The sequence below is a fragment of the Bathymodiolus platifrons methanotrophic gill symbiont genome, from assembly GCF_002189065.1.
Classification (GTDB): domain Bacteria; phylum Pseudomonadota; class Gammaproteobacteria; order Methylococcales; family Methylomonadaceae; genus Methyloprofundus.
On record NZ_BDMN01000235.1, the window covers coordinates 1 to 23,029 of the forward strand.

Consider the following 23,029-nt stretch of genomic DNA (forward strand, 5'->3'; position numbering starts at 1 on the left):
TGCCTTTTGAAGATATTAGAAAAGAACTTAATTTATAAGATAAGCTTTCTGAATGTACAAAATAGAATTTGGGCAAAGAGCTAAAAAGCAGTTTTATAAGCTAAGTCGTGAAGTGCAAGAAAGGCTTACAAAGGCTATTGACGAAAAACTATCTGTAAACCCAAAAGAATATTTAATTCCTTTAGCTGGAAACAAGGCAGGGCTTTATAAATTTAGGGTAGGGGATTATAGGCTTTTGTGCTCAAGAGATGATGAAGAGCTTCATGTTTTGGTTGTGAAAGTTAAACATAGGCGAGAAGTTTATAGAGGGTAATTATGAGCACAAAGCAAAGGTTCTGTCGCAAAAAAACAAATGTTTGTGTAAAAATCGACTGTACCATGTGGCATTCAGGAAAATAATAACTTGAAAAATAGCGCCATTTTTAGTTGAACATGCGAACCTTCTTTTGCTGAAATCAAATCTTATGATCGTAGGTAATAGGGTGATTTTATTTTTTGCGACAGAACCTTTTTAACCGTTCCTGGGCTGGCAATACGGCCCCATTCACGGACTAATGAGCAATCATCAAACAGCGTGGGCACGACAAACATCTGATAGAAACGGTGTTTGTTCTCTGCATCCTGGTGGTACTCTAAATAGATTCGGTTCATAGCTCGTAACCACCTTAAGATTTCATGACTTACTGAATAATCCTGATTATTCTTTTTGTCCTAATAGCTGCCTCAAATGCTTCTCAAACTTAGCTTGGTCCTGTGTACTCAATTTTCCCAGCACGCCACGGACTAAACGATGATCCAAAGTAAATAATTTCAGGCGGATTAAAGAAGCAACAGGTAATCCTGCTGCGTTAATATCAGTGATCACGGTATCCAATGGCCAGTCCGATTGTTTGGCAGAGGTAATCATCGCCATAACACTGTGCTCGATCTTATTATTAAAGGACTTAGTGCTAGAGATAATTAAAGCGGGTCTATTTTTGCTGGCGAGTTTGTCAGTAAAAGGAAACGGGACTTTTACAATATCAAATTGCTTATAAGTCACGATAAGCTTCCTCATCTGCTGCGCTGTTCCATTCTGATAAAGTACCACTGACTGCACTGATGTAATCAAGATCCAGGGGGGTAACTTTACGCACGGATACGCTACCATCTGGTTTTGCATCCCATGCAAGTGTATCGCCTGTTTTTAAATGGAGGTTCTCACGAATTTCGATAGGAATCGTCATTTGCCCTTTGCTACTTAATTTAGCCAGTTGCATATCGGCTCTCCTTTTTGGTAAAGATTCCTTACTATAATGGAATAAAGGGGATCATTCAAATGAATCTTGATTCTTTTGGAGGTGTTTTAATTAGCTTACAGGGTCTATTCTATAAGGGTTCAATCCTGCTTATTCTATGTGCAAAGCACTTCGAAGCGTTTTTTCATATTAATAAGGAACCACAAATGAATAGTCATGATTTAGAGTATATCCAGCAGGTTATTGCTTCTTTTAAGCCGTGTATATTGAGTAATGTTGTCAATACAGGACGTGTGTATCAGGAGTTTCAAATTCCCTTTTCAGAGATAGAGGCCAGAACAGGGAGACAAAAAACGGATCTTAGTTTAGTCAGTCATTATTTAAAGTATTTAGACGAAGAAGGGATGGACGCTGAATTTGAGTAAGCGTCAATTAAAGTACACATTCTAAACCAATATAAAAAATGGCAGACTAATACCTCCAATTAACTCAGGAGGAATTTATGAGTCCATCTCAAAATAAGGTTCTGTCGCAAGTATTGTTGAAAATGCAGGAAGCCTAGTCTTCAGGCATAACTATCCTGCTAAAGCCATAAATTGCTTATACAATACCTTCGCCAAAATGAAAATACACTCATTTTTATGATTTTTACAGCCTATAAGCGATTGAATTTTTAAGCCCCTTTCACAACCGTTACGTTCTGCGCGTTACCAGATATGTAACATATCCGCCCCTGCTCCAAACGCGCCACTTTTTGCATTATAAAATTCAAATCTCGCAATCAAAACGGCTATAAGCTTGCGACTTCTACTTTATACAAAAAATGCCTTATGGGTTGCCTTAGCAAAGTCCTTGATTGGCAACGCTGTCCTGACCTATTCCAAAACATCTTGAGTCCAAAATAGGGGCTGGGCTTGAAGAAGAGAAACCAGAAAATGCTATCAAATGAGATGTTAATTAAGGTATAATTAACATTCGTTTGAAAGAAAGAGTGATGCTCTTACTTTCAAGCCGTGGTGAATGTTTTGTGACACTCATACACAACCTTTATTAAAGGCAAAAAACCTAAGTACTTAAAAATACTTAGGTTTTTTTTTGCCTTTAAGCCCTAAACTTTAAAAGTTCGGGACTTGTTTCGAATCCTGAAATAAGAAATATCAAGTTTCATTACCGACAACTTTAACTCATACCCCCAATACATACAAGTTTAGCTGTAGAGCATCTTGCAAAATAACGACTATTCCACGCTCTGATGTCAAGAGTAGGACTCGACACAAGCCCCTCAGAGGCGCATTAACGCCCCGCTCTAGCTCCCTACTAGCTACCCCCTAGAAGAATACTATAAAGCCCACAGAGAGCAGAAAACAAGGCCGTCGGCTTATAATACCCCATAGGGAAATAAACTTTGAACGAGCAGGGAGCTTTAAGGTGGCTTTAAAAGCATTCCTATTGACAATACCTTCGCCAAAAATCATAAAACATTTTCATGAATCTTACCAAGTTCTGCGGCCTGAAAAACCGGATTATTTATTAAAAACTCCTCTGCATTTAAGCTGAGGGAATTAATAATCCTACGCGTGTATTTTCGCGCCCTGAAGGTGGCTTTTAAATCCAATATACTTTTCTGACCTAGGCTTTCTATTTGAGGCAGTAGTAGCTTTGAAAAGGTCACCATAAATAAAGAGAAGTTTGCCGCATTAGTCACTTGAGTTTCTTTGATATTCATAAAGTCTTCCAGCCCCCAGTACTGTTTGGCATCACGAAAGTTAAACTCAATTTGAAACCTCAATCGGTAATAATCAATCAGTTTATCGTAAGGCAATTCAAGATCATCGCTAAACAATAAGGCCTTTGCGACTCTTCCTGTTTTAAGATTTCTTTTCACAATGAGCACAACATTCAATAAATCGGGAAAGTTTTTATGCCAAACCTGAACCTGATGCAGGCTCGTTTCGACCGTTATCTGCTATCATAATTTTAAATTTCAATAAAAGGAGAACGACATGCTCAGTTTTAAAGGCGCTCATTTTCCAAAAGATGTCATTTTGTATGCGGTTTTCTTTTATGTCCGGTATGGCGTTTCATATCGCGACCTTGAAGAAATCATGGAAGAAAGAGGTGTTGCTGTGGATCATGCGACCCTCAATCGTTGGGTTATCCGTTATTTGGGTTCTGTCGCATCTAGGAAATCTTTAAAAAGACCTAATAGGGCGTACGTTACGGACGAGATGTTTAAACATAGTACCGGTACGAGGTTTATAATTTTTGTCGCTAGAGCCGAAAAAATGCGTCACGTATGCTTTTCTAGTATCCAGCTCAGTCGAACTCCAGTATGAAACGAATTCTTTGTGAATAGGAAAGTCACCTAAATCGTATAGGAATAAATTACTGTATATTAACTTTAGTTCATCTTGTGATGGCAAAAACCAATGGGTGTACCCATTATATTTATAATCATTTGCTAGTTTAGCTGCAACAAGACTGCTTCCCCCGTATAGGGGGGCGCCTTTGCACTTAGCACTTATGATCGCTCTCGTATTTGCTTTTCCCGTATGGAGAAGTACGCCATCAGCTCCAACAACGGTACTATAACACCCCCATGTGGCTGTCTGTAGATCCTTTGGAGCTGCTTCTAGACCATGTGATCCACCGTCGGTAACATAAAATACCCAACCTCCGGCGGGACCAGTATCACCAATTACATATACTGGGTTCCCTACGTCTACTGGATCCCCTACGTCTAGATTAATGCGAATAAATGAATCTGAGTTAAATGATAGCCCTTGAACATTTATGGATAATTGGTTCCCATCAAGTTGAACATCATTATCAGTTAAAGGAAATGTCGTAACTGATCTGTCAATTATAGCACTTGTTATATGGACAGGTAGAGCATGGTCATGGAACTCAAAAACAAAGGCATTCTGAAGTGCGGATGTGAACTTTCCAGAGTCAGTGTAATCAATTTCAATGAAGTTATTACCAGCATTCACACCAACAAATATCTCTGGCGCCATGACTGTATCAACAGTACCATAATTAAAGTCATAATAAGGAGCATTACTTGGGAATTCAACCCCCGGCTCAATAATTTTTTCAGGACTAGGCATACGAACAGTGAAAATTTTACTTTCTTCATGTGCTTGATATCTAGTTATAAACAGAAGGTCATAACCTAATAATCCAGCATTACCAGCTTGATTTAAGGAAAGAAATAATAACAAAGTGAATAATAGTTTTTTCATGGTTTTGGTGGTTCCCTAGCTCGTGAAATTCGATTAATGGCATTACTTGAACATAAAATTGATACGACACAAAGCGAAACATCATCAGATGAACCAGTTATTAGAGGGTTGTTCTCAAAGTTATTTAAGTGATGGATTGTGAGTGACGCTATTCCTTTGCGTTACCACATTACAATATCTGTATTAAACCTTGCCACCCACGCCTTTAAATTTCTCAATAAAGTCGGCAATCTTTTGAAACACACTTTGTTTCTTAGTTAAGTATTGTGGATTAAGCGGACTCATTTTAGGCAGAATTGCATTTAGATCAGTGCCATTTTCACTGGCATATTCTCGTTTTAACGATGCTGTTATATAGCGCTTAGCCGCTTCTTCATTCAGGCTTTCGGCACTAATTAATTCTCTTGCTTCACGTTGTTGTTCAGCTTGGGCAAAGGTAAAGAAAGCATCAATAATACTGGATTTATCGGGGATATTATCTAAATTGGTTTGATTAATAAAATCCACAACCAAACTTTCTTTCGCTCGATTACCAAGGCTGGCGCGAATTAAACGCTTCGCTTCCTCAAGTAAAGTAGTCTTATCTTTCGTTTTCTTATTATGCTCAAAAATCAATTCTAGAATGTAATCCAGGTTAATCTCTTGTGATTTAAGCAGATCGACTTCAAAAACCACATCATCCCAATCAATATTGGAACTCTCTTGGTCGTTTGCAGATTGTTCGCGACGCAACCAATCGCGAATATCGTTATACGTTGAACGATAATCTTGAATAGTGCGTTCTGCAGGTACCTTAATCGCTTGCATAGAGCTTAAGTCATCATCGCTTAAATGGTGCTTGGCTTTAAACGTCTCTACGGCACTGAGATCATCTGAGTCTAAATCTTGCAGGGATTTTAATCCTGAAAATTCATCATAGTTTTGCAGTATGTTTTCAACGCGTAAATATTCACCAAATAACGTAGTAAACGCTTTCTTATCTTTTTCTTTAACAATTGCATCAGGATCAGGGAAGCGTTGTGCCAATTCCTCCACCAGCTCTAAATAACCGCGTCGTGCATCACCTGTTGCCACATCGGTAAAACCTTCCATATATTCTTTATAGCTTTTTTCTAGCACCACATTTTTAGTGTTTTTATCACCAAAGAGGGTAATAGCATCCACAGTGGCTTGTTCTAAATCGCGGAAGGTGACGATATTCCCAAAGGTCTTAGTGGCATCATAAATACGGTTAGTGCGCGAAAAGGCTTGTATTAAACCGTGATAGCGCAGATTTTTATCTACGAATAAGGTGTTTAACGTAGGCGCATCAAAACCGGTTAAAAACATACCCACGACAATCAGCAAATCAATTTCTTGATTCTTTACCCGTTCAGCAAGGTTGCTGTAATAGCGTTGAAAGCCATTGCTATCAACGCCATAATTAGTTTTAAAGGTCGCGTTATAATTAGCGATTGCTTCACTTAAAAACTCTTTAGCGCTGCTATCCATGGCACTGATTTCAAAACCTTCATCAGCAATATCTCCTACTGCATTTTGTTCTTCATTTGCTGCAAAAGAGAAGATGGTGGCAATGTTAAGCGGGTTATTGCTCTCTTTCTGTAAATTTTTAAATGATTCATAGTACACCTTGGCAGCATCGACACTGCTTACTGCAAACATCGCATTAAAACCTTTACCGCCTGCTTGTTGGCGATGTGTTTTTTGTTTGAAGTTATTTAAAATGTACTGCGAAATCTCATCAATACGGTTTGGGTGTAGTAAAGCGTGTTTATTTTCTGCCGCCGTGAGTTTCTTCTCGTCTTGTTCCGCTTCAATCGACTTAAACTGTGGGCGTACATCGTTATAATCCACCTTAAATTTCAACACTTTTTCATCACGAATAGCATCCGTAATCACATAAGAATGTAATTCACTACCAAATACACTGCCAGTGGTTTCTGCTCCCAAGGCATTTTCAGGAAAAATAGGCGTACCAGTAAAGCCAAATTGATAGAATTTTTTAAACTTTTTCTTTAGATTCTTTTGTGCTTCACCGAATTGCGAACGGTGAGCTTCATCAAAAATAAACACCACTTGCTTACTGTAAATAGGCAAGTCGCCTTCACCTTTCATTAAGTTGTTTAACTTTTGAATTGTGGTAACAACAATTTTATTGTCTTCTTTATCAAGGTTGCGTTTTAGCCCAGCGGTGCTCTCTGAACCATTAACACTATCAGGTGAAAAACGCTGATATTCCTTCATGGTTTGAAAATCAAGATCTTTACGATCCACCACAAAAAATACTTTATCAATAAAATCCAGCTCAGTCGCTAAACGTGCCGCTTTAAAGCTGGTTAAGGTTTTACCTGAGCCGGTGGTATGCCAGATATAGCCGCCACTATCAGACGTACTCCAGTTTTTCGCTTGATATGCGCTGTTTATTTTCCAAAGAATTCGTTCGGTCGCAGCAATTTGATAAGGGCGCATCGCTAACAAGGTATCGTTCACATCAAACACAGAATAATGTAGCAACACATTTAACAAGGTCTGTTTTTGAAAAAAAGTAGCGGTGAAATCTTTTAAATCTTTAATCAATCCGTTATCTGATTTTGCCCAATTCATGGTGAAATCAAAGCTGTTTTTATTGCGCTGGGTGGTATTAGCAAAATAACGGCTATCGGTTCCGTTTGAAATAACATCAGGTGAAAAACGCTGATATTCCTTCATGGTTTGAAAATCAAGATCTTTGCGATCCACCACAAAAAACACTTTATCAATAAAATTCAACTCAGTCGCTAAACGTGCCGCTTTAAAGCTGGTTAAGGTTTTACCTGAACCAGTGGTATGCCAGATATAGCCGCCACTATCAGGCGTACTCCACTTTTTCGCTTGATACGTGCTGTTTATTTTCCAAAGAATTCGTTCGGTGGCAGCAATTTGATAAGGGCGCATCGCTAACAAAGTATCGTTATCATCAAACACAGAATAATGTAGCAACACATTTAACAAGGTCTGTTTTTGGAAAAAAGTAGCGGTGAAATCTTTTAAATCTTTAATCAATCCGTTATCTGATTTTGCCCAATTCATGGTGAAATCAAAGCTGTTTTTATTGCGCTGGGTGGTATTAGCAAAATAACGGCTATCGGTTCCGTTTGAAATAACAAACAGCTGCAAATATTTAAACAGTGAGTTATCTGTATTCAAACTTTCTTTGCTGTAACGGTGCACTTGATTAAAGGCTTCACGGATAGCGACACCGCGTTTTTTTAGCTCTATCTGAACCAAAGGTAAGCCATTAACTAAAACCGTCACATCGTAGCGATTAGCCTGCGTACCGGTTTGTTCAAACTGCTTAATCACCTGCACTTTATTGCGTGCAATATTTTTCTTATCTAATAGGTATATGTTTTGTATATGCCCATCATCAAACACAAAGTCATAGATAAAGTCGTCATGGATTTTACGCGTTTTGTCAATGCTATTATCACTAGGATTATCTAAATATTTTTCAATAAAGCGCAGCCATTCCTCCTCTAAAAACTGTACTTTATTTAGCGATTGTAACTGCCTGCGAACATTCACCAACATTTTTTTAGTCGTGTTTAAACCGAGAATATACTCATATCCTTGGTTTTTTAAATCCGTAATAAATTCACGCTCTAAGTCGGACTCGCTTTGATAGGACTCATTAACTTGCGAACACTTGGTGTATTTATCCAAGATGATAAAATTATTTGATTCAGCAATGGCTTTATAATCGTTCATACCGTTGTTTCAGATTTTGGAAAGCTTAACAGTAAATCTCGATAATATTCATATTGCTGTTGGCGCAACTTTATTTCACGAGGCAAACCTTCGCTGATCGAGTTCGTTAAAGCTTCGAATTTATCTAGGATGGTGACGATTTCAGTCTGGATGTTTAGGGGCGGGATGGGGAACTTTATATCTTTTACCATTGGCTTCGTAAGTTGAGGAATACCATTTTTTGGGACATGGTAACTATTCTCAATAGTTTTCATAAAATAGTACGCGTACTTTAAATTTAATTCCACTTTCGGAGTTAGGACAAGTAATCGAACTATAGGAAAAAAGGGGTTTTCTCGAAAACTAGTCCATCCTATTGTTCCTCTAGCAGATATAGTTAGGCTTGGACTATAAACTTTGGCTTTATCTGTCCATCCATATAAAGAGTTATTACCTATGCCGTTAGATAAAATAGGAATATTAAATTCCTCAGTTTCTGTATCAGATAATGTAGCTTTAGGCACATCACCGCCAGCTAAAATATGAAACACCGATTCCAAAGTTTCCCACTCAATCTCAACTTTAGTCTTCCATTCCACTTGCCCGTCTTCAAAGGTTAAGAGTTGGTCGCGATAGTAGTTGTATTGTTTTTTACGTGCTGTAAGTTCAGCTGTAAGTTCAGCTGTATGCGTCGTGAATGTGTCCAAGATGCGAACGATTTCAGTTTGGATGCTTAGGGGAGGGATGGGGGTTTTAAGTTTTGATAATGTCGTCTTCGATATTGATGGTATTGCACCAACTCCATTTGCCATATGGATCAAATCTAATGTTTGAAAATAATGAAATAAATACCCTGATGAAACTTTATCTTTAGGAATCAATCCTGAAATATTATTATCAACAACTGAAGGTTGAGTCAGAATTCTTTTCTTATTTGTGTAAATGGCCGCGCCAATCTTTGGAAAAATAATAGTCCCTTTAGGTGCTGTTTTAATCCGTAATTCTATGAATCTTGTATTACTTAAATAATTATTAGATTTATTCATAAAAATTTCATTTCCAAAACTATTCATGTCACTAATTTTGTAAAATGGAATATTTGAAGTGGTGTCGCCTTGGTAGTGTTTAGGAAATACATGTCCACTAATAATCTCAGCCACCTCCTCCAACCGCTTCCACTCAACCTCAACCCCATTCAGCAGTTTTTCTATAAAACTCACATCATTCATTCTTTATTCCCCTCAATCTCAGCCACAATGACATCAATATCAGTGCGTAACTGGTCAATCTTGGAAACTGCCGTTTTTAGTTCTGCATTCAGTTGGAACTAAAAATCATCACTTCGCTTAGGCTACGTTTCCCTGATTTTCAGCGGTAGAATTATACATAGAGGAATCAAAAATAAAGACCCTTTGCTTCTGCTAGCGAATAGTGGGCACTGGTTTTTTCTTTTTGCTCATGACTTCGCGTCTCTAATCTTTGTGCCTTTCACAACTACAGCTCCTCGGTTTTGAATTCGCTATAGCCTTCATAGTAATAGCTGACATCAATGCCCTTCATAAACAGGGTGCGGTCGTTAATTTGATCGGTTAAGGCTTGTTTCAGTAGGACTTTAATTTCAATATCTTTCACCACGCTGCGCTGCATGGCTGAGAGATACTCCTCTTTATCTACCCGATTCCAATCCACTACCTGTTTAATTTCTTTTTTAAGCATCAGGTCAAGCCAAATGCGGGTGGCGCGTCCGTTCCCTTCGCGAAAAGGGTGGGCGATATTCATTTCCACATATTTTTCGATGATCTCATCAACTGTGCCTTGCCCATGGTGTCTATATGTTCCAGTGATTGTTTAAGGTACATCAACGGCGCAAATCGAAAATCACCCTTGGCGATATTCACCTCGCGGATTTTTCCTGCAAAGTTATAAATATCTTTAAATAAATAGGCATGGACGAAAGAAAGTCCTGCGAATGTGCCGACTTCCACCTTGGTAATATCGTTTGAATCAAAAAGCTGCTTGGCTTTTTGCTTGCTAATTTTTTCTTCGGCTTTAGCCAGTTCAACTTGATTGCTGATGTGTAACTTGTTTTCTAATATCATGCGATACCTCCCTCAATCTCTGCCACAATGGCATCAATGTCAGTACGTAACTGGTCAATCTTGGATACGGTGGTTTTAAGCTCGGCATTCAGCTTGGTAATATCAATCACTTCGCGGGTGTCTTCAGCTTCTACATAAGCACTTACCGACAGGTTGTAGTCATTGGCAGCGATGACATCGTGTTGTACTGATTTTGCAAAATGTTCAACATCGACTTTAGTATCAAAAGATTGCATAAGTTGCGCGATGTGTTCATCAGTAAGCACGTTGTTATTGGTTTCTTTTTTAAATAGGCTACTAGCATCAATAAACTGAGTTTTGTTATCGGTTTTGTGTTTAGAAAGCACTAAGATATTAACGGCAATTGATGTACCAAAAAACAAGTTGGGCGCAAGCGAAATAACAGTTTCTATATGGTTGTTATCCACTAAATATTTGCGGATTTTCTGCTCGGCACCGCCACGATAAAAAATACCCGGAAAGCAAACAATCGCCGCGCTGCCTTTGCTGGATAAATAGCTTAACGCATGCAGCACAAAAGCAAAATCGGCTTTGGATTTGGGTGCTAATACGCCTGCGGGGGCAAAGCGTTCATCATTAATGAGGGTTGGATCGTCGCTACCAATCCATTTCACCGAATAGGGTGGGTTAGACACAATGGCATCAAAGGGTTTGTCATCACCAAAATCTGGATTTAACAGGGTATTGCCTAAAGCCATATTAAACTTGTCGTAGTTGATGTTGTGCAAAAACATATTCATACGCGCAAGGTTATAGGTGGTGTGGTTAATTTCTTGACCAAAAAATTCGTCTTCAATAATATGGGCATCAAAGTGTTTTTTGGCTTGTAATAATAACGAGCCTGAACCTGCTGCTGGGTCGTAAATTTTATTGACGGTTTTTTGATTGTGCATCGCCAGTTGGACAATGAGTTTAGACACGCTTTGCGGGGTGAAAAATTCGCCCCCTGATTTACCTGCATTAGTGGCATAATTAGAAATTAAAAACTCGTAGGCATCGCCAAACAGGTCGATTTGATTGTCCTGAAACTGGCCTTGGAACTTGCCAAAGCTAAGCCCCGCCACGCCTTTGAGTACCGCAGATAAGCGGGTGTTTTTGTCAACAACGGTGTTACCTAGACGGTTACTGGTGGTATCAAAATCGGCAAACAAGCCCTTGATATCGGGTTCAGATGGGTAACCATTGGCCGAACTTTCAATGGCGGAAAATATTTTGGCTAAATCGGTGTTCAGATTGTCGTTATTATTGGCGTTGACGGCAATGTTTGCAAACAGCTGACTAGGGTAGATGAAATAACCCTTGGTTTTAATGGCATCGTCTTTGATATCTGCGGTGATAACATCATCGGCTAGCGCAGCATAATTAACGCTTTCATCACCACCTTCAATGTAACTGGCAAAGTTTTCGCTAATAAAACGATAGAACAAAGTACCCAATACATACTGCTTAAAATCCCAGCCATCGACCGAGCCACGAACCTCATTCGCAATTTGCCAAATTTGGCGTTGTAATTCTGCGCGTTGCTGGGTACTTGTCATTGTGAAGTCCTGTTTAAATACGTTTTAAATAGCCATCAGCTCATAACCAGCTTGGCATTATAACGAGCAAAGACGCTCTAATATAATCACTTGTTGAAAACGGAGTAGCCTAATTCTTTACGGACACTATTCTATTTTACCAAGACGAGCTCTCTAATAAAATGCTTTACGACCCAATCAGATGCCGTTGGCAGATGTACGATGAACTCTGACAAAGCACTAAATTTTGATATAAAAATAACCTTTGAAAGCCGGTAAGCCATTCTCTATAAACTCTACGCTATCATCAGTACAATCAACGTCAGGCTCAGAACTCCTGATCTCGCGGTAGTTAGGCATCTGGAAATAAATAACCGTCCAATTTTTAAACTTTAATAAGCTAGATTCAATAATCTTTGTGGATAATTTCGACTATCCACTTAACAGGAAATATTGCAGTAGGTTACGCATCGCATACCTTTCAGAGCTGCTATAGTTTCTCTGAAATTTTCAAGCAATATTCGGAAACGGGATCTTTAGTCCCGTCCAAGCATGCGGGACTAAAGATCCCGCTTCCGAGAATTTCTGACTGCCCAGAATGTATGGAAATTATTTACCTGCAGCCTAGAGGTATGCGATGCATACCCCACTCAAAGCTTATTCCGCATTAAATAAGTCGTCTAATTTTGGATGATTTAATTTTTCCATTTCCCTTACTTGATACTTAATCCTTATTTTTAGCACTTCATTCCGGCAGGGAGGTGGGTATGACGAACGATTAGCGAGTTATTGTAGCTTGGTGCTGACGCATGAAACTCTACATTATGGTCTCGCTCTATTACCTTGAAAAATCAGTAAGCTTTTGATTTTATTAGGCTGAGATCAGGTGTTCTGAGGCTAGAGCCTACGAAGCTACTCACGCCCATAGGTGTGGTTATTATTTTAATGCTAAGGACTGAGAATTTTATAAAATCCGAAAGTATCAAATTGGGATATAAATGTAGCCTGCGTAATACAGATGAGCAGAGACTTCTATGCCCCGTATTCCGCCAGCTTCATACGGGCTACTATTTAGTTTCGGGTATTAATTAATTTTGATTCCTAAGGAAGTATCCAAAAATTTAAAGTAACCTGTATGGGGCTTGCGAAATACAGGATAAAACATACTCCTGTTTACACTACGACTTACTCGCAAATATTATTAATTTGTCCACTTCCCAGAGGGATTTCTCCAAAAACCCAGATAAATCCGCTTTCTAATAAATCAGCCCTCTAAAATCACTAACGTCTATTAAAGATTTGTGGTGATTTAGCTTGCTGTTTATCTTGAATACAATGATAGGCTGCATTTTCAAAGCGAATTCTTAATGATTGTGTACTCTTATTTTCTTTTAGAAACTTTTCAGCTTCTACGGCTGTTAAATCTTTCATCATAAAAGTCGCTATACACATACAAGGCTTGGCAAAGCGTTTTCTGTCATTGTCTTTATTGATAGAATTGCTAACTTCTCTTTCCACACACTGCTCAGCAAAGTCATGTTCAAATACATGCTTTTGAACATCTGTCACTACCGCATCATGAGAATGATCCCATGGATTATGAACTTTAGAAGCTTGCTGTTTTGGTTCATCGTCTGAACAGGCACTTAATAAAAGAGCTAGGCTTGCACTGACAAAAATAGTTTTTAAACAAAGTTTGTTTTTATTATTCATAAACGTTAAAAAGGTCTGGTAAGGAGTTACTGGTGAGTAAATAACAAGCTAAAGGTAATGGGGACTGCGGCATTAATGCTTTGTAATTTTGCTATTTCACGTAGTGCATTGACACCTTTGAGCAAATAAAAGTCTTTCAAATCAACAATGACAGGTACATTAGATACAACCAAAAGCTGATTTTTTGCCAATGCAATAACTTGCAGCTCTACAGGTACTGTTTGGGTTGTATCCTGCAATGTAATATCTGCATCAAGCTTAAGTATTTTTCTTTGCCCGGGCTTCATGTGACCAAGGTCAGTTTTATGTAAGACTATAGAAACAGTCGCCTCAGGAAATTTAGCAATGTTAAAAAACATCGTTTTTAGACGCTCGTCTCTTACCTCAATCCCTGTATCTACACTGCTTAAATCCACACTCACCGTTACTTGAGTGCCCGAAATTTTTCCCTGTAATGTTTTAAATGTCTGTACTTCAGTTTTACTGGCATTCTTGGTAGTAATAAAATTCAACGCAGATGCTTCATTGTTTAATTTCCATTGCCCCGCATGTGTGGTTGTAACAAAATTTAATTTGGCAATGACCGTACTTGACAGCAATAATAAGCTTAGAAGGATTATTTTTTTCATCAGGTTTCTCATTGTTTTTAAGTTATTTTTTACACTTTCTGGGCTGTAAAAATACCATATTCCACCAGTTTTTTCTGGAATAAGTGCTGCTGTGCCAACCCGACTTTAAAGTTAGCGGTCTGTGTTTCGCTACGCAGACCTAGCCACTGACTTAATTTTTGTACTGGCTGTAAGCGTTTAGCGACTTTATACATATAATTGGCCGAGGGTAAAGTCTGCTCGGTAATATCATCATATTTGATATTTGAAAAACCTTGCTCATTTAATATTTGTGAAAATTCTTCGCGTAGACATAAGTTTGGCACTGCCCAGCCATCAAGACAATCAACCATATAAGGCCAGTCTTCATCAGCTATTTCTCGGTGCATCAAAAAGCCATCACAGACCACTAGTCGCCCACCTTTTTTTAATACCCGAAAAGCTTCGCGAATAAAATCAGCTTTATTCAGGGCATGACAAACACTTTCCAGGCCCCAGACTATATCAAAAGTTTCATCTGCATACGGGGTCTGGCAAAAGTCAGAGACTTCAAAATCAACTTTTTCAGCCACTCCATGTCGCTTGGCATGGCGCCCAGCATAATAAGCTTGTTTTGCACTGATTGTAATGGCTTTTACACAATTACTATGATTTTTGGCCATCCAGATTGAGCTGCCACCAATACCACAGCCTGCATCCAGAACATAATCATCAGACTTTATATCAGCTGCGTCATAGAGCTTCTGGTTTTTATTTAATAACGATTGTGTATGTGACTGTGTCTTTTCATCCCAATAGCCATAGTGCAAAGCCAGGTCATTTCGACCACTCCAGGCAAACAGATAATCCCAATAACAGGCATCATAATGTTTCACTGCCGCTTCTCTTAATGCTTCAGCAGAGTCATTGTCTGTACTTTGTGAACGATAATCCTGATTTGCTTCTATATAATGCATTTTTTCTTTCTTCTCATTGAAAGGCTGATATATTCAGTTAGTCTCTAGTGCAGGAAAATCGGGCTAAAGAGACTGTGAAAGTATTCTGTTTTTTACCTTTCCCCTTAACAAAGGGGAATTGAGGGGGACCTCATAAAAACATAAGCTATTGATATTATGAGATTAGTTTATATATATCAAACCTCCCCTAACCCCTCCTTAACTAAGCAGGGGGATTTTGTTAAATACTTTCACAGCCTCCAAAGCTACGCCCTACACGACAGTTAAATTATTATTACTTTTCGTTTCTTACCCTAGCTAACTGCTTAAATTGCACCATACCATTACTTAGCTTTTGTAGCAGCCGTAATGCAGGCGCAGCTCCAGCAATAGCAACCGCATCCACTAGACAGTACCAGGCAGCAACCCCACTAGGCGGATTACCCTGGGTTAACCCAGAAGCAGGGTCAACAACTGCCCATGCCCAGGTTCCTGCCGTTGTACCTACAAGTTCCAGCCAGGTGGTAATAAAAAAAGCACCTAAATAAACCATCGGAGATTTACCTTTAAACAGATAAATCAGATACACACAAGACAGGATTGCACCTATTTGATCACTACGTTCGGCAAATGGACTAAGCCCCCATGCTGACCATAATCCACAACTAATCACTGTAAATAGTGCTATCGCTCGTGCATAACGCAAAAAGAAACCTGAGCGTCCTAGCACAACAGCAGTTAAATACACCATACCATGACCAGCGGGGACGTAAGGAGGCACGCTACCAAACCGATAGATGTAACCTTCCATATAGGGTGAAGCAAAAAGTTCACCTGCCGTTGCAAATAATAAAGCAACGACGACTTGCATACGCAGTAATTTAGATTCTCTCGATAATAAAAGAGCTAAAAACAGATATCCAAAAAAGGCCAATGCCCATTGCATTTCACGGCTTCCACTGCCATCAACCGTTAAACAAATACCAGTGACGATAAAAGTAAAGGCGGCAATAGTATAATCGCGTTTATGGTGGGCGTATGCTACGCCTGCTTGTGGAAAATTTCGCAACATGTAATCAAAACTCCTGATGAACTGGCGGTATTTTATCACAGCGGGCATAACACTTACACAAACCAGTAAGCCACAAATAGATAGCGAAGTAATTTACCTATGCAAATTAATACTGTTGATATAAACAGTGGCAATTTCAACCAGCCGCCAGCAAAACAAAGCGCATCTCCTACAATGGGTAACCATGATAATAATAAACTCCAATACCCCCAGTGCTGAACCCAGCGCAAGGCTTTTTGTTTTTTCTTATCTAAAAGGTGTTCCGCCGGGATTTTTTTTGCTGCCAAATTACCTAGCCACCACGTAGTCAATGCTCCTAGCGTGTTACCTACTGTGGCAACAAGGACAAGCATCATAACTGGATGTAGCTGCTCTGCTACCAGATAGGCTAAAACTGCTTCTGAACCACCTGGTGCAATAGTTGATGATATAAAGGCACTGACAAAAAGCCCCCAAAGTTCTAACACAATATGCCCCCCTCTTTAGGAGCGAGAATTCAATAATACCCGAGCCTGACTTGTCTTTTGGCTCCTCAGCCGTACTATAAAAACAGTTGCGTAGCCTGCTATGCGCTTGTTTTCCTAGCACGACTATGAAACCAAAATCCTGCGCCATACTTTCGGGTATTATTAAACCCTAGCTCCTTATCTTAATCATAAAAAAGCCCCTGATGAAAAACATCAGAGGCTAGCTATTAAAAGTTTACCTGATTACGTACGACTCTCAGCCAAAGTATAATAAGGATTAAAACATCAGTATGTTAAGGAATCCGTCATTCCCGAAGTCTACCCAGTCAAGCGTGAGCACAAGCTTTATCGGGAATCTTAACCTACGAGATTCCTGCTAAAAACATACAGGGATGACGCAGTGTAGCTGAAAGTCATGGGGAATCAGGAAAGTTTAAGCTACTGTTTTTTTATTAAACCAATTAACCAGCTAATGATTTTAATAACAACATCAATAATACTTTTACTTAAATCAACGAAATAACTTACCACCTCACCGACGCTCATACCTTTAAACTTACGCGCTAGTATTGGGGCAAGTAGCAGGCCAATGGCTAAACCAATAACCGTAAGCCCTGAAAAGAAAGAGTCATTACCAACAACTTTTTCTTTCATTTGGTTAATTTCTTCCACTACCGCATCAGTTAGTGACTCAGGTGCGTTACTATCGGAATAGTCATCCTGTATAACATACGCTGTTAGCCCTGGTATGCTAGGTAAATCACCATCGCCTTTGCCAATTTTCAACTGCCCTTTCATACCCTTTTCCATGTGTTGCGCAATATCGCAATGCACTAGATAGGTTTTATCACCAGGTGGAAAAATAAGGGTTCCGGATATTTTACCTGGTCCTGTTACTTCCAGATGAAACATACCTTTTGGATATAAGTATCTAGGTAAGCCATGCATCATCCATTGATGACGCACACTATCATCATTGATAAAATTAACCGTTAATTTTGTACAAGGTTCAAATTGATATTCCTGCACATCGAAGGCAAACATACGCCCTGGAAATTTCTCGGCATATTTATGTCCGGCATGCACAGTAATTTCTTTGGTTGCCGCGATACGATCACAACCACCTGGCAAAATATCAGTGTTTTGCCCCATTACCATACCACCGGTCATATCCATTAAATGACCATCGCCGTGGTCCATCATATTGGTATGATCTTCAAACTCTTTTTCAGCAAAAACAGGAGCGGATAAAGCTAATGCTAGCGCTGCGATTGATAATTGTCTAATCATTATCAGTTGCCTCCTTTTTTGAAGAAATCAGGGCAGTAATTTTCTCTCTATTGATAATTAGCAAATAGACCAATAGCCCTAATAACAAGCCAAATACAAGGTTTCTAAAAGAATTATCTGATGGGGTTTCCATATCCGCAGAACCAGGGGTTACATCAGGTGCAGCAGGAACACTTGCTGGAGGAGCGACATAACCTTCGGCATCTATTTCACCTAAACTATTCCAGGAATCTATATTTTGCCAGACAGGCAATTTTCTTTCATAAAAGGATTTGGTGAATAAAGGCACAATACTCTCACCAATAGTTTTTGGTAAGCCGATTTCGTTTAGATATTTTTTATAAACCAGAGCACTGACATTACCACCCGGATTTTGACCGTTGGTCTGAATACCTTTTTCTCTATGATCATGAAAGATCCACACTCCCTGCCCATAGCTGTGTAAGCCATCATCAGTGGTATTGATTTTTAAATCATTACGTTGAGCGGGTGCTATGTCATAAATATCACGCATAATCTGTGCCGCTGGATTATGCAATACTCCATCATAATGAGTAATAGTTGCTTTGTGCCCATGTGTATGTAGAGCCAATTGTTCACCAGCACTGTTAAATACTCTTAATTTAATATTTTGATCAGGCTCAGCAACAATTATTGATTCCCTTAAGGTATAAGGGAATGAACGACCATTCAGGGTATAGTAATCTTCAGTGGATTCCCCCATATCATATTCACGATTCATTTTCTTCGCGATTAAACGCGGGTCGTTATAATCCTGAATAATGCTATGCAGTTCTTTATCCATTGCATGATAATGCAAGTCATATTCACTGTCATAGTTTTCTAAAATTGCCTTAGAAGGGTGCCTAACCTGTCCTGCACCGACATTAAATGTTTGTACCCAGTTATTGGGACGGTTTTCTTCCACGACAAACATCCCCACTAAACCCATTGCTAAATGTACATGAGTTTGTACATGACAATGGTAGACAAATGATCCGGGTTGTCTTGGACGAATTTCATAGGTTTTACTTTGTCCCGGTAAAACAAATTTATCACTGGTTTGTGGCACACCATCATTACCTTCACCCGAACTATCTACCCACGGATGATCAACACCATGTAAGTGAATAGTGTGTGGAAAATAATGTGTATTTTCTAACTGTATCCAGATGATATCGCCTTGCTCCACACGAATAACCGGAGAAGGCGCTCTTAATAGAGGGTTAGCATCAACACCGACAAAGCTGCTGGTTGCCATACCACGAGATTTGGGGGCAAACACCCACATTCCGGGCTGTACGCCTGGAGCTATATCAAAGGTTGGTACAAACCCTGCAAAGTCAGGTGAATGTCCATTTAATTCTGCCACTTCAAGCTTAATGATAATTAAATCAGGATCGCCATCACCGTCCATATCATTTTTTTTAATAATGCTATCCATCGCATAATGAGTATTCATCAATGTTTCCATTGAAACATTATTTGCCCCTTTTACTTCAACGGCAATATCATAAGGGTTGTCAGGGCTACAACGTAGCGATTCCTGCATGCTTACGCCGTCTATCGTTTGTGCCTTACGCCACTCCGGGTTATTTTGATTACAAACCGCTTCTACTTTACCACGGTCTACTTCAACTGTTTTAGGCAAGCCTACCACAGCTGATGCCGAAAACGGCATCAGCATGACAGCAGCACCCAATAGCATTCCTAAAGGATTTTTCTGCATTATTAACACTCTATGTTAAATTTAACTTAGGCAACTCGCAATAATAGCCCACCCATCTTGCTTGCTTGTCTTTTTGCCTGTCTTCTGCGTTGCAGAAATAGTTACGTAGCCAGCTATGTGCCTATTTCTACGTCTTGAAGACAAACAAAAATCCTGCGCAATATTAAGGTAGGTTATTTTTTGTGCGTTACCTTATACTTTTTTAGCTTTAGCTAAAAGCTCGTCTACTTTTGCTTTAAAACCAGCATGAGATAAGTATAAAACATATAAACCAGCTAACAAAAATAAGAAATACATAAACAAACTAGTTGAACTTGTCACCATACCTTGACCCGCAACAAAGCTCATATGTGCATCTAAATTATCAGCTTCAGTCGCACCTCTTAGAGTAATATGAATTAGATATTTACCTGGCTCAGGTATACCGTTTGGTAATTTTAAAACAACAGTACCTGATTTATGTTTTTTAGCGGCTTGAAAAAATACACGCTTGCCTTCAGGCTCTTTTGTTACTTCAAATTCTACCGCTCTATTACGATATCTAACATCCTGATAATCAAAAACTAATTGCGTTAGCGTATCTGTATCTGGAAGATTCCCACAAAATTCTTCGGCTGGAAAGGCAAGAGGTTGGTAGGCCGTGTAATGAATCCAGTGCTCTGGCTCAAGTTCAAACTTACACTGATCAGTATCAGTACCTGCAGCTCCACCATGCGCCCAAAGCGTTGCAGAAAATAGCATGCCTAACAGAGCTATAAAACTTTTTCTCATATTACTGCTTGTCATAATTTCTTCCTCTTAATTTATTATAATTCTAAAGTGTTTTTTCGCGTTATTGGCCCAACGCAAAGGTAAAAACAACCACAAACTTTATCATATAGAATCAAACAAAGAAAGAATAGCCGCGGATTTTGCCAACAACACCAGGCAATTATATCACCACTTTCTTATATTGCTATTGCTATCATCTCTCTATTTCCGTAAAATTTTCAGCCATTAAGTATTCACACCCTAAAATATACGTATATCAAGGCTCATAATATGTCTAATCTTACTAACTCTCCTGAATGGTTAACTTTAAAAAAACACCAAAAACGCATAGATCAGTTAGATATTAGAGACTTATTTGAGGCAAACCCAAACCGGTTTCACAATTACTCAATACAATTTGAGGATCTGTTATTTGATTATTCAAAAAACAGGATTACCGACGAAACTATCGTGTTACTGCTCAACCTAGCAAAGTCACAAAACTTAAAATCACATATTGAAGATATGTTTACTGGTAAACGTATCAATAAAACCGAAAACCGCGCTGTCTTACATACCGCACTACGCAACCGTAGTAACGAGCCTGTTTATGTCGATGGCGAGGACGTGATGCCTCAGGTCAATCTTGCTTTACAAAAAATGCGAGATTTTTGTGCTCGTGTTCACTCAGGCGAATGGAAAGGCTATACAGGCAAAAAAATTACCGACATTGTCAATATCGGTATAGGTGGCTCTGACTTAGGCCCCAAAATGGTGACCAGAGCACTTACTCCCTATGCTATTGAAGGTATGAAAGTGCATTATGTCTCCAATATAGACCGCACTGATTTAAATGAAACTCTGGAAATATTATCGCCTGAAACAACCCTGTTTTTAGTTGCTTCAAAAACCTTTAGTACACAAGAAACCATGGTTAACTCAAGAGCTGCCCGCTCTTGGCTACTCGATGAAGCAGGTGATAAATCTGCCATTGCAAAACACTTTGTTGCTCTATCTACACACAAAAAAAATGTCACTGAGTTTGGCATTGATCCAGATAATATGTTTGAATTCTGGGATTGGGTCGGTGGTCGCTATTCGCTTTGGTCTTCAATTGGACTGTCCATAGCCTTATATCTAGGCATGGATAATTTCGAGCAATTACTCGATGGCGCACACGAAGCAGATAATCACTTTCGTAACGAACATTTTGCCACAAATATTCCTGTCCTTATGGCTCTATTAGGAATCTGGTATAACAATTTTTATAACTCAGATTCGCACGCCCTATTACCCTATGATCATAATATGGAATTCTTTTCAGCCTACTTCCAGCAAGGCGATATGGAAAGCAATGGTAAACACGTTGATATGGACGGCAATAACGTTGACTATAGTACCGGCCCCATAATCTGGGGACAACCAGGCACCAATGGACAACATGCTTTTTATCAGCTAATTCATCAGGGAACCAAGGTGATTCCCTGTGACTTTATCACTGCTGCACAAAGCCATCACGAAGAAGACGAATGTCATGATCTGCTAATTTCTAATTTCCTTGCGCAGACAGAAGCACTCATGAAAGGAAAGACTAAGGATGAAGTCAAAGCCGATCTGGGAGATCATGCAAGTAAGTTACTCGTTGCTGCAAAAGTTTTTTCTGGCAACAGACCGACAAATTCATTTATTTTTAAAAAACTATCCCCCTACTCCCTAGGACGCTTGATTGCTCTCTATGAGCACAAGATTTTTGTACAGGGGAAAATATGGAATATTAATAGCTATGACCAATGGGGGGTTGAACTAGGAAAAGTTTTAGCTCAAGCCATTACACCTGAATTAAAAGGTGACCAACCCGTGACTACGCATGATAGTTCAACAAATGGCTTGATAAATTATTACAAAAAGATTCGTTAAGCTTGCTTTTCCTGCAACGGCTTTTTCTCGGACTCGTTTTTGTTTACCTAAGTGCTTGCGAGGAGCAAGCACACCAGGTCAAGTCTCCGCCAGAAAATCCCGTAAAATACACCAATCAACTAGAACGCGTTAAAAAAACTGGAATTTTAACTGTTTTAACACGTTACGACCCAACGACTTACTACGAAAGTGCTGATGGATTTTCTGGTCTGGAGTATGATTTAGTACAATTATTTGCAGCACACCTGCAGGTTAAAACTAAATTTATTATTCCAGATACTTTTGCAGCCATTTTACAAAAAACACTGACTGGAAAAGCTGATTTTGCCGCAGCAGGCATTAGTATTACTGAAGAACGTACGCAACAGTTCTTATTCACTCCTGCCTACCACAAAATTACCGAACAAGTGATCTATCGATCCAGGCGCGCCATGCTACCTCACGAAATTCTGGGACTCCTGTCGCCATAATTCGTTCACCTACGCAGCGGATGGGAGATGCCCTGAACGCCCTGCGTCCGCAACGACTACGCACAAAAGCCGCTTCGTCATTACTACCTCACTGGCTGGACGGCTATTCGGAATGCAATTCTTGCTCCTCTCGCGTGCTGCTAGCACACGTCGAATCAGCGAATTGCCCTGTCGCCTATCAGGGACTAAAAATCACCACTTCGCTAAGCTCCGTTTCCATGATTTTCAGCGA

At 39.3% G+C, this 23,029-nt stretch carries 20 protein-coding genes and 3 pseudogenes; 5 read left to right on the plus strand and 18 right to left on the minus strand.

Features of this window, described 5'->3' with window-relative positions; translation table 11 throughout:
- Window positions 1–52: 52 nt before the first annotated feature.
- On the plus strand, window positions 53–313 hold the full coding sequence (locus CDZ78_RS13315; protein ID WP_087870224.1) for a type II toxin-antitoxin system RelE family toxin: 261 nt from the start codon (window positions 53–55) through the stop codon (window positions 311–313).
- 149 nt (window positions 314–462) lie between these two features.
- Here the strand turns inward: CDZ78_RS13315 and CDZ78_RS13320 are convergent, their stop codons facing one another.
- Genes CDZ78_RS13320 through CDZ78_RS13330 form a run of 3 tightly spaced genes read right to left on the minus strand, consistent with a single transcriptional unit; the run spans window position 463 to window position 1,259 of the window.
- On the minus strand, window positions 463–651 hold the full coding sequence (locus CDZ78_RS13320; RefSeq protein WP_087870449.1) for a WGR domain-containing protein: 189 nt from the start codon (window positions 649–651) through the stop codon (window positions 463–465).
- Between the two features lie 46 nt (window positions 652–697).
- On the minus strand, window positions 698–1,042 hold the full coding sequence (locus CDZ78_RS13325) for a type II toxin-antitoxin system PemK/MazF family toxin (RefSeq protein WP_087870450.1): 345 nt from the start codon (window positions 1,040–1,042) through the stop codon (window positions 698–700).
- Window positions 1,032–1,259, minus strand: a complete 228-nt coding sequence (locus CDZ78_RS13330) for an AbrB/MazE/SpoVT family DNA-binding domain-containing protein (protein ID WP_087870451.1) — start codon at window positions 1,257–1,259, stop codon at window positions 1,032–1,034. Before CDZ78_RS13330 ends, CDZ78_RS13325 begins: the two co-directional genes overlap by 11 nt.
- A gap of 185 nt (window positions 1,260–1,444) precedes the next feature.
- On the opposite strand from CDZ78_RS13330, the gene CDZ78_RS22080 reads away from it, so the two are divergent.
- A complete protein-coding gene (locus CDZ78_RS22080) occupies window positions 1,445–1,663 on the plus strand; it encodes a hypothetical protein (protein ID WP_167374303.1) in 219 nt (72 codons plus the stop codon).
- Between the two features lie 1,046 nt (window positions 1,664–2,709).
- Here the strand turns inward: CDZ78_RS22080 and CDZ78_RS13340 are convergent.
- Window positions 2,710–3,123 carry a transposase gene (locus CDZ78_RS13340; protein WP_140414059.1) on the minus strand — a complete coding sequence of 138 codons (414 nt, stop codon included), beginning with the start codon at window positions 3,121–3,123 and terminating at the stop codon, window positions 2,710–2,712.
- 118 nt (window positions 3,124–3,241) lie between these two features.
- Between CDZ78_RS13340 and CDZ78_RS13345 the strand changes: the two are divergent.
- Window positions 3,242–3,442, plus strand: a pseudogene (locus tag CDZ78_RS13345) (IS6 family transposase); the annotation flags it as partial.
- On the opposite strand, the gene CDZ78_RS21325 reads toward CDZ78_RS13345, so the two are convergent.
- From CDZ78_RS21325 to CDZ78_RS13405, 14 genes and pseudogenes are all read right to left on the minus strand, one after another.
- Window positions 3,431–4,483, minus strand: coding sequence for an Lcl C-terminal domain-containing protein (locus CDZ78_RS21325; protein ID WP_140414060.1), 1,053 nt, complete (start codon window positions 4,481–4,483; stop codon window positions 3,431–3,433). The pseudogene CDZ78_RS13345 and the gene CDZ78_RS21325 sit on opposite strands and share 12 nt — an antisense overlap.
- Before the next feature lie 183 nt (window positions 4,484–4,666).
- Window positions 4,667–8,230 carry a type I restriction endonuclease subunit R, EcoR124 family gene (locus tag CDZ78_RS13350; RefSeq protein WP_087870454.1) on the minus strand — a complete coding sequence of 1,188 codons (3,564 nt, stop codon included), beginning with the start codon at window positions 8,228–8,230 and terminating at the stop codon, window positions 4,667–4,669.
- Window positions 8,227–9,438, minus strand: a complete 1,212-nt coding sequence (locus CDZ78_RS13355) for a restriction endonuclease subunit S (RefSeq protein WP_087870455.1) — start codon at window positions 9,436–9,438, stop codon at window positions 8,227–8,229. The genes CDZ78_RS13350 and CDZ78_RS13355 overlap by 4 nt, the downstream gene beginning before the upstream one ends.
- A pseudogene (locus tag CDZ78_RS22580) lies at window positions 9,435–9,533 on the minus strand (type I restriction endonuclease subunit M); the annotation flags it as partial. The gene CDZ78_RS13355 and the pseudogene CDZ78_RS22580, both read right to left, overlap by 4 nt.
- 170 nt (window positions 9,534–9,703) lie before the next feature.
- Window positions 9,704–10,308, minus strand: a pseudogene (fic, locus tag CDZ78_RS13360) (protein adenylyltransferase Fic).
- Window positions 10,305–11,867, minus strand: a complete 1,563-nt coding sequence (locus CDZ78_RS13365) for a type I restriction-modification system subunit M (protein WP_087870456.1) — start codon at window positions 11,865–11,867, stop codon at window positions 10,305–10,307. Before CDZ78_RS13365 ends, fic begins: the two are co-directional and overlap by 4 nt.
- A gap of 1,260 nt (window positions 11,868–13,127) precedes the next feature.
- Complete coding sequence (locus CDZ78_RS13370) at window positions 13,128–13,559, minus strand: hypothetical protein (protein ID WP_087870457.1); 432 nt, start codon at window positions 13,557–13,559, stop codon at window positions 13,128–13,130.
- Between the two features lie 26 nt (window positions 13,560–13,585).
- The gene (locus tag CDZ78_RS13375; RefSeq protein ID WP_167374304.1) at window positions 13,586–14,188 is read right to left on the minus strand and encodes a YceI family protein; all 603 of its coding nucleotides are present in this window, start codon (window positions 14,186–14,188) and stop codon (window positions 13,586–13,588) included.
- Between the two features lie 29 nt (window positions 14,189–14,217).
- Complete coding sequence (locus CDZ78_RS13380; protein WP_087870459.1) at window positions 14,218–15,123, minus strand: class I SAM-dependent methyltransferase; 906 nt, start codon at window positions 15,121–15,123, stop codon at window positions 14,218–14,220.
- Window positions 15,124–15,397: 274 nt separating this feature from the next.
- The gene (locus CDZ78_RS13385; RefSeq protein WP_087870460.1) at window positions 15,398–16,174 is read right to left on the minus strand and encodes a hypothetical protein; all 777 of its coding nucleotides are present in this window, start codon (window positions 16,172–16,174) and stop codon (window positions 15,398–15,400) included.
- Window positions 16,175–16,227: 53 nt separating this feature from the next.
- Window positions 16,228–16,641 carry a YqaA family protein gene (locus CDZ78_RS13390; RefSeq protein WP_230990852.1) on the minus strand — a complete coding sequence of 138 codons (414 nt, stop codon included), beginning with the start codon at window positions 16,639–16,641 and terminating at the stop codon, window positions 16,228–16,230.
- Between the two features lie 438 nt (window positions 16,642–17,079).
- Window positions 17,080–17,931 carry a cupredoxin domain-containing protein gene (locus CDZ78_RS13395; protein WP_087870462.1) on the minus strand — a complete coding sequence of 284 codons (852 nt, stop codon included), beginning with the start codon at window positions 17,929–17,931 and terminating at the stop codon, window positions 17,080–17,082.
- Window positions 17,924–19,660 carry a multicopper oxidase domain-containing protein gene (locus CDZ78_RS13400; protein WP_087870463.1) on the minus strand — a complete coding sequence of 579 codons (1,737 nt, stop codon included), beginning with the start codon at window positions 19,658–19,660 and terminating at the stop codon, window positions 17,924–17,926. Before CDZ78_RS13400 ends, CDZ78_RS13395 begins: the two co-directional genes overlap by 8 nt.
- 192 nt (window positions 19,661–19,852) lie before the next feature.
- Entirely contained in the window at window positions 19,853–20,446 is a 594-nt protein-coding gene (locus CDZ78_RS13405; RefSeq protein ID WP_230990853.1) for a hypothetical protein, read from the minus strand.
- A 255-nt stretch (window positions 20,447–20,701) separates the two neighbouring features.
- Between CDZ78_RS13405 and pgi the strand changes: the two genes are divergently transcribed.
- Together pgi and CDZ78_RS13415 are read left to right on the plus strand one after the other, a co-directional pair.
- Complete coding sequence (gene pgi / locus CDZ78_RS13410; RefSeq protein ID WP_087870464.1) at window positions 20,702–22,327, plus strand: glucose-6-phosphate isomerase; 1,626 nt, start codon at window positions 20,702–20,704, stop codon at window positions 22,325–22,327.
- A 2-nt stretch (window positions 22,328–22,329) separates the two neighbouring features.
- The gene (locus tag CDZ78_RS13415) at window positions 22,330–22,797 is read left to right on the plus strand and encodes a transporter substrate-binding domain-containing protein (protein WP_087870465.1); all 468 of its coding nucleotides are present in this window, start codon (window positions 22,330–22,332) and stop codon (window positions 22,795–22,797) included.
- Window positions 22,798–23,029 lie beyond the last annotated feature (232 nt).

What these genes read in the sequence shown, in the direction of transcription:
- CDZ78_RS13315 (WP_087870224.1), top strand. Translation starts at nt 53, where the DNA reads ATGTACAAAATAGAATTTGGGCAAAGAGCTAAAAAGCAGTTTTATAAG.
- CDZ78_RS13320 (WP_087870449.1), bottom strand. Translation starts at nt 651, where the DNA reads ATGAACCGAATCTATTTAGAGTACCACCAGGATGCAGAGAACAAACAC.
- CDZ78_RS13330 (WP_087870451.1), bottom strand. Translation starts at nt 1,259, where the DNA reads ATGCAACTGGCTAAATTAAGTAGCAAAGGGCAAATGACGATTCCTATC.
- CDZ78_RS22080 (WP_167374303.1), top strand. Translation starts at nt 1,445, where the DNA reads ATGAATAGTCATGATTTAGAGTATATCCAGCAGGTTATTGCTTCTTTT.
- CDZ78_RS21325 (WP_140414060.1), bottom strand. Translation starts at nt 4,483, where the DNA reads ATGAAAAAACTATTATTCACTTTGTTATTATTTCTTTCCTTAAATCAA.
- CDZ78_RS13350 (WP_087870454.1), bottom strand. Translation starts at nt 8,230, where the DNA reads ATGAACGATTATAAAGCCATTGCTGAATCAAATAATTTTATCATCTTG.
- CDZ78_RS13355 (WP_087870455.1), bottom strand. Translation starts at nt 9,438, where the DNA reads ATGAATGATGTGAGTTTTATAGAAAAACTGCTGAATGGGGTTGAGGTT.
- CDZ78_RS13365 (WP_087870456.1), bottom strand. Translation starts at nt 11,867, where the DNA reads ATGACAAGTACCCAGCAACGCGCAGAATTACAACGCCAAATTTGGCAA.
- CDZ78_RS13370 (WP_087870457.1), bottom strand. Translation starts at nt 13,559, where the DNA reads ATGAATAATAAAAACAAACTTTGTTTAAAAACTATTTTTGTCAGTGCA.
- CDZ78_RS13375 (WP_167374304.1), bottom strand. Translation starts at nt 14,188, where the DNA reads ATGAAAAAAATAATCCTTCTAAGCTTATTATTGCTGTCAAGTACGGTC.
- CDZ78_RS13380 (WP_087870459.1), bottom strand. Translation starts at nt 15,123, where the DNA reads ATGCATTATATAGAAGCAAATCAGGATTATCGTTCACAAAGTACAGAC.
- CDZ78_RS13385 (WP_087870460.1), bottom strand. Translation starts at nt 16,174, where the DNA reads ATGTTGCGAAATTTTCCACAAGCAGGCGTAGCATACGCCCACCATAAA.
- CDZ78_RS13395 (WP_087870462.1), bottom strand. Translation starts at nt 17,931, where the DNA reads ATGATTAGACAATTATCAATCGCAGCGCTAGCATTAGCTTTATCCGCT.
- CDZ78_RS13400 (WP_087870463.1), bottom strand. Translation starts at nt 19,660, where the DNA reads ATGCAGAAAAATCCTTTAGGAATGCTATTGGGTGCTGCTGTCATGCTG.
- CDZ78_RS13405 (WP_230990853.1), bottom strand. Translation starts at nt 20,446, where the DNA reads ATGACAAGCAGTAATATGAGAAAAAGTTTTATAGCTCTGTTAGGCATG.
- pgi (WP_087870464.1), top strand. Translation starts at nt 20,702, where the DNA reads ATGTCTAATCTTACTAACTCTCCTGAATGGTTAACTTTAAAAAAACAC.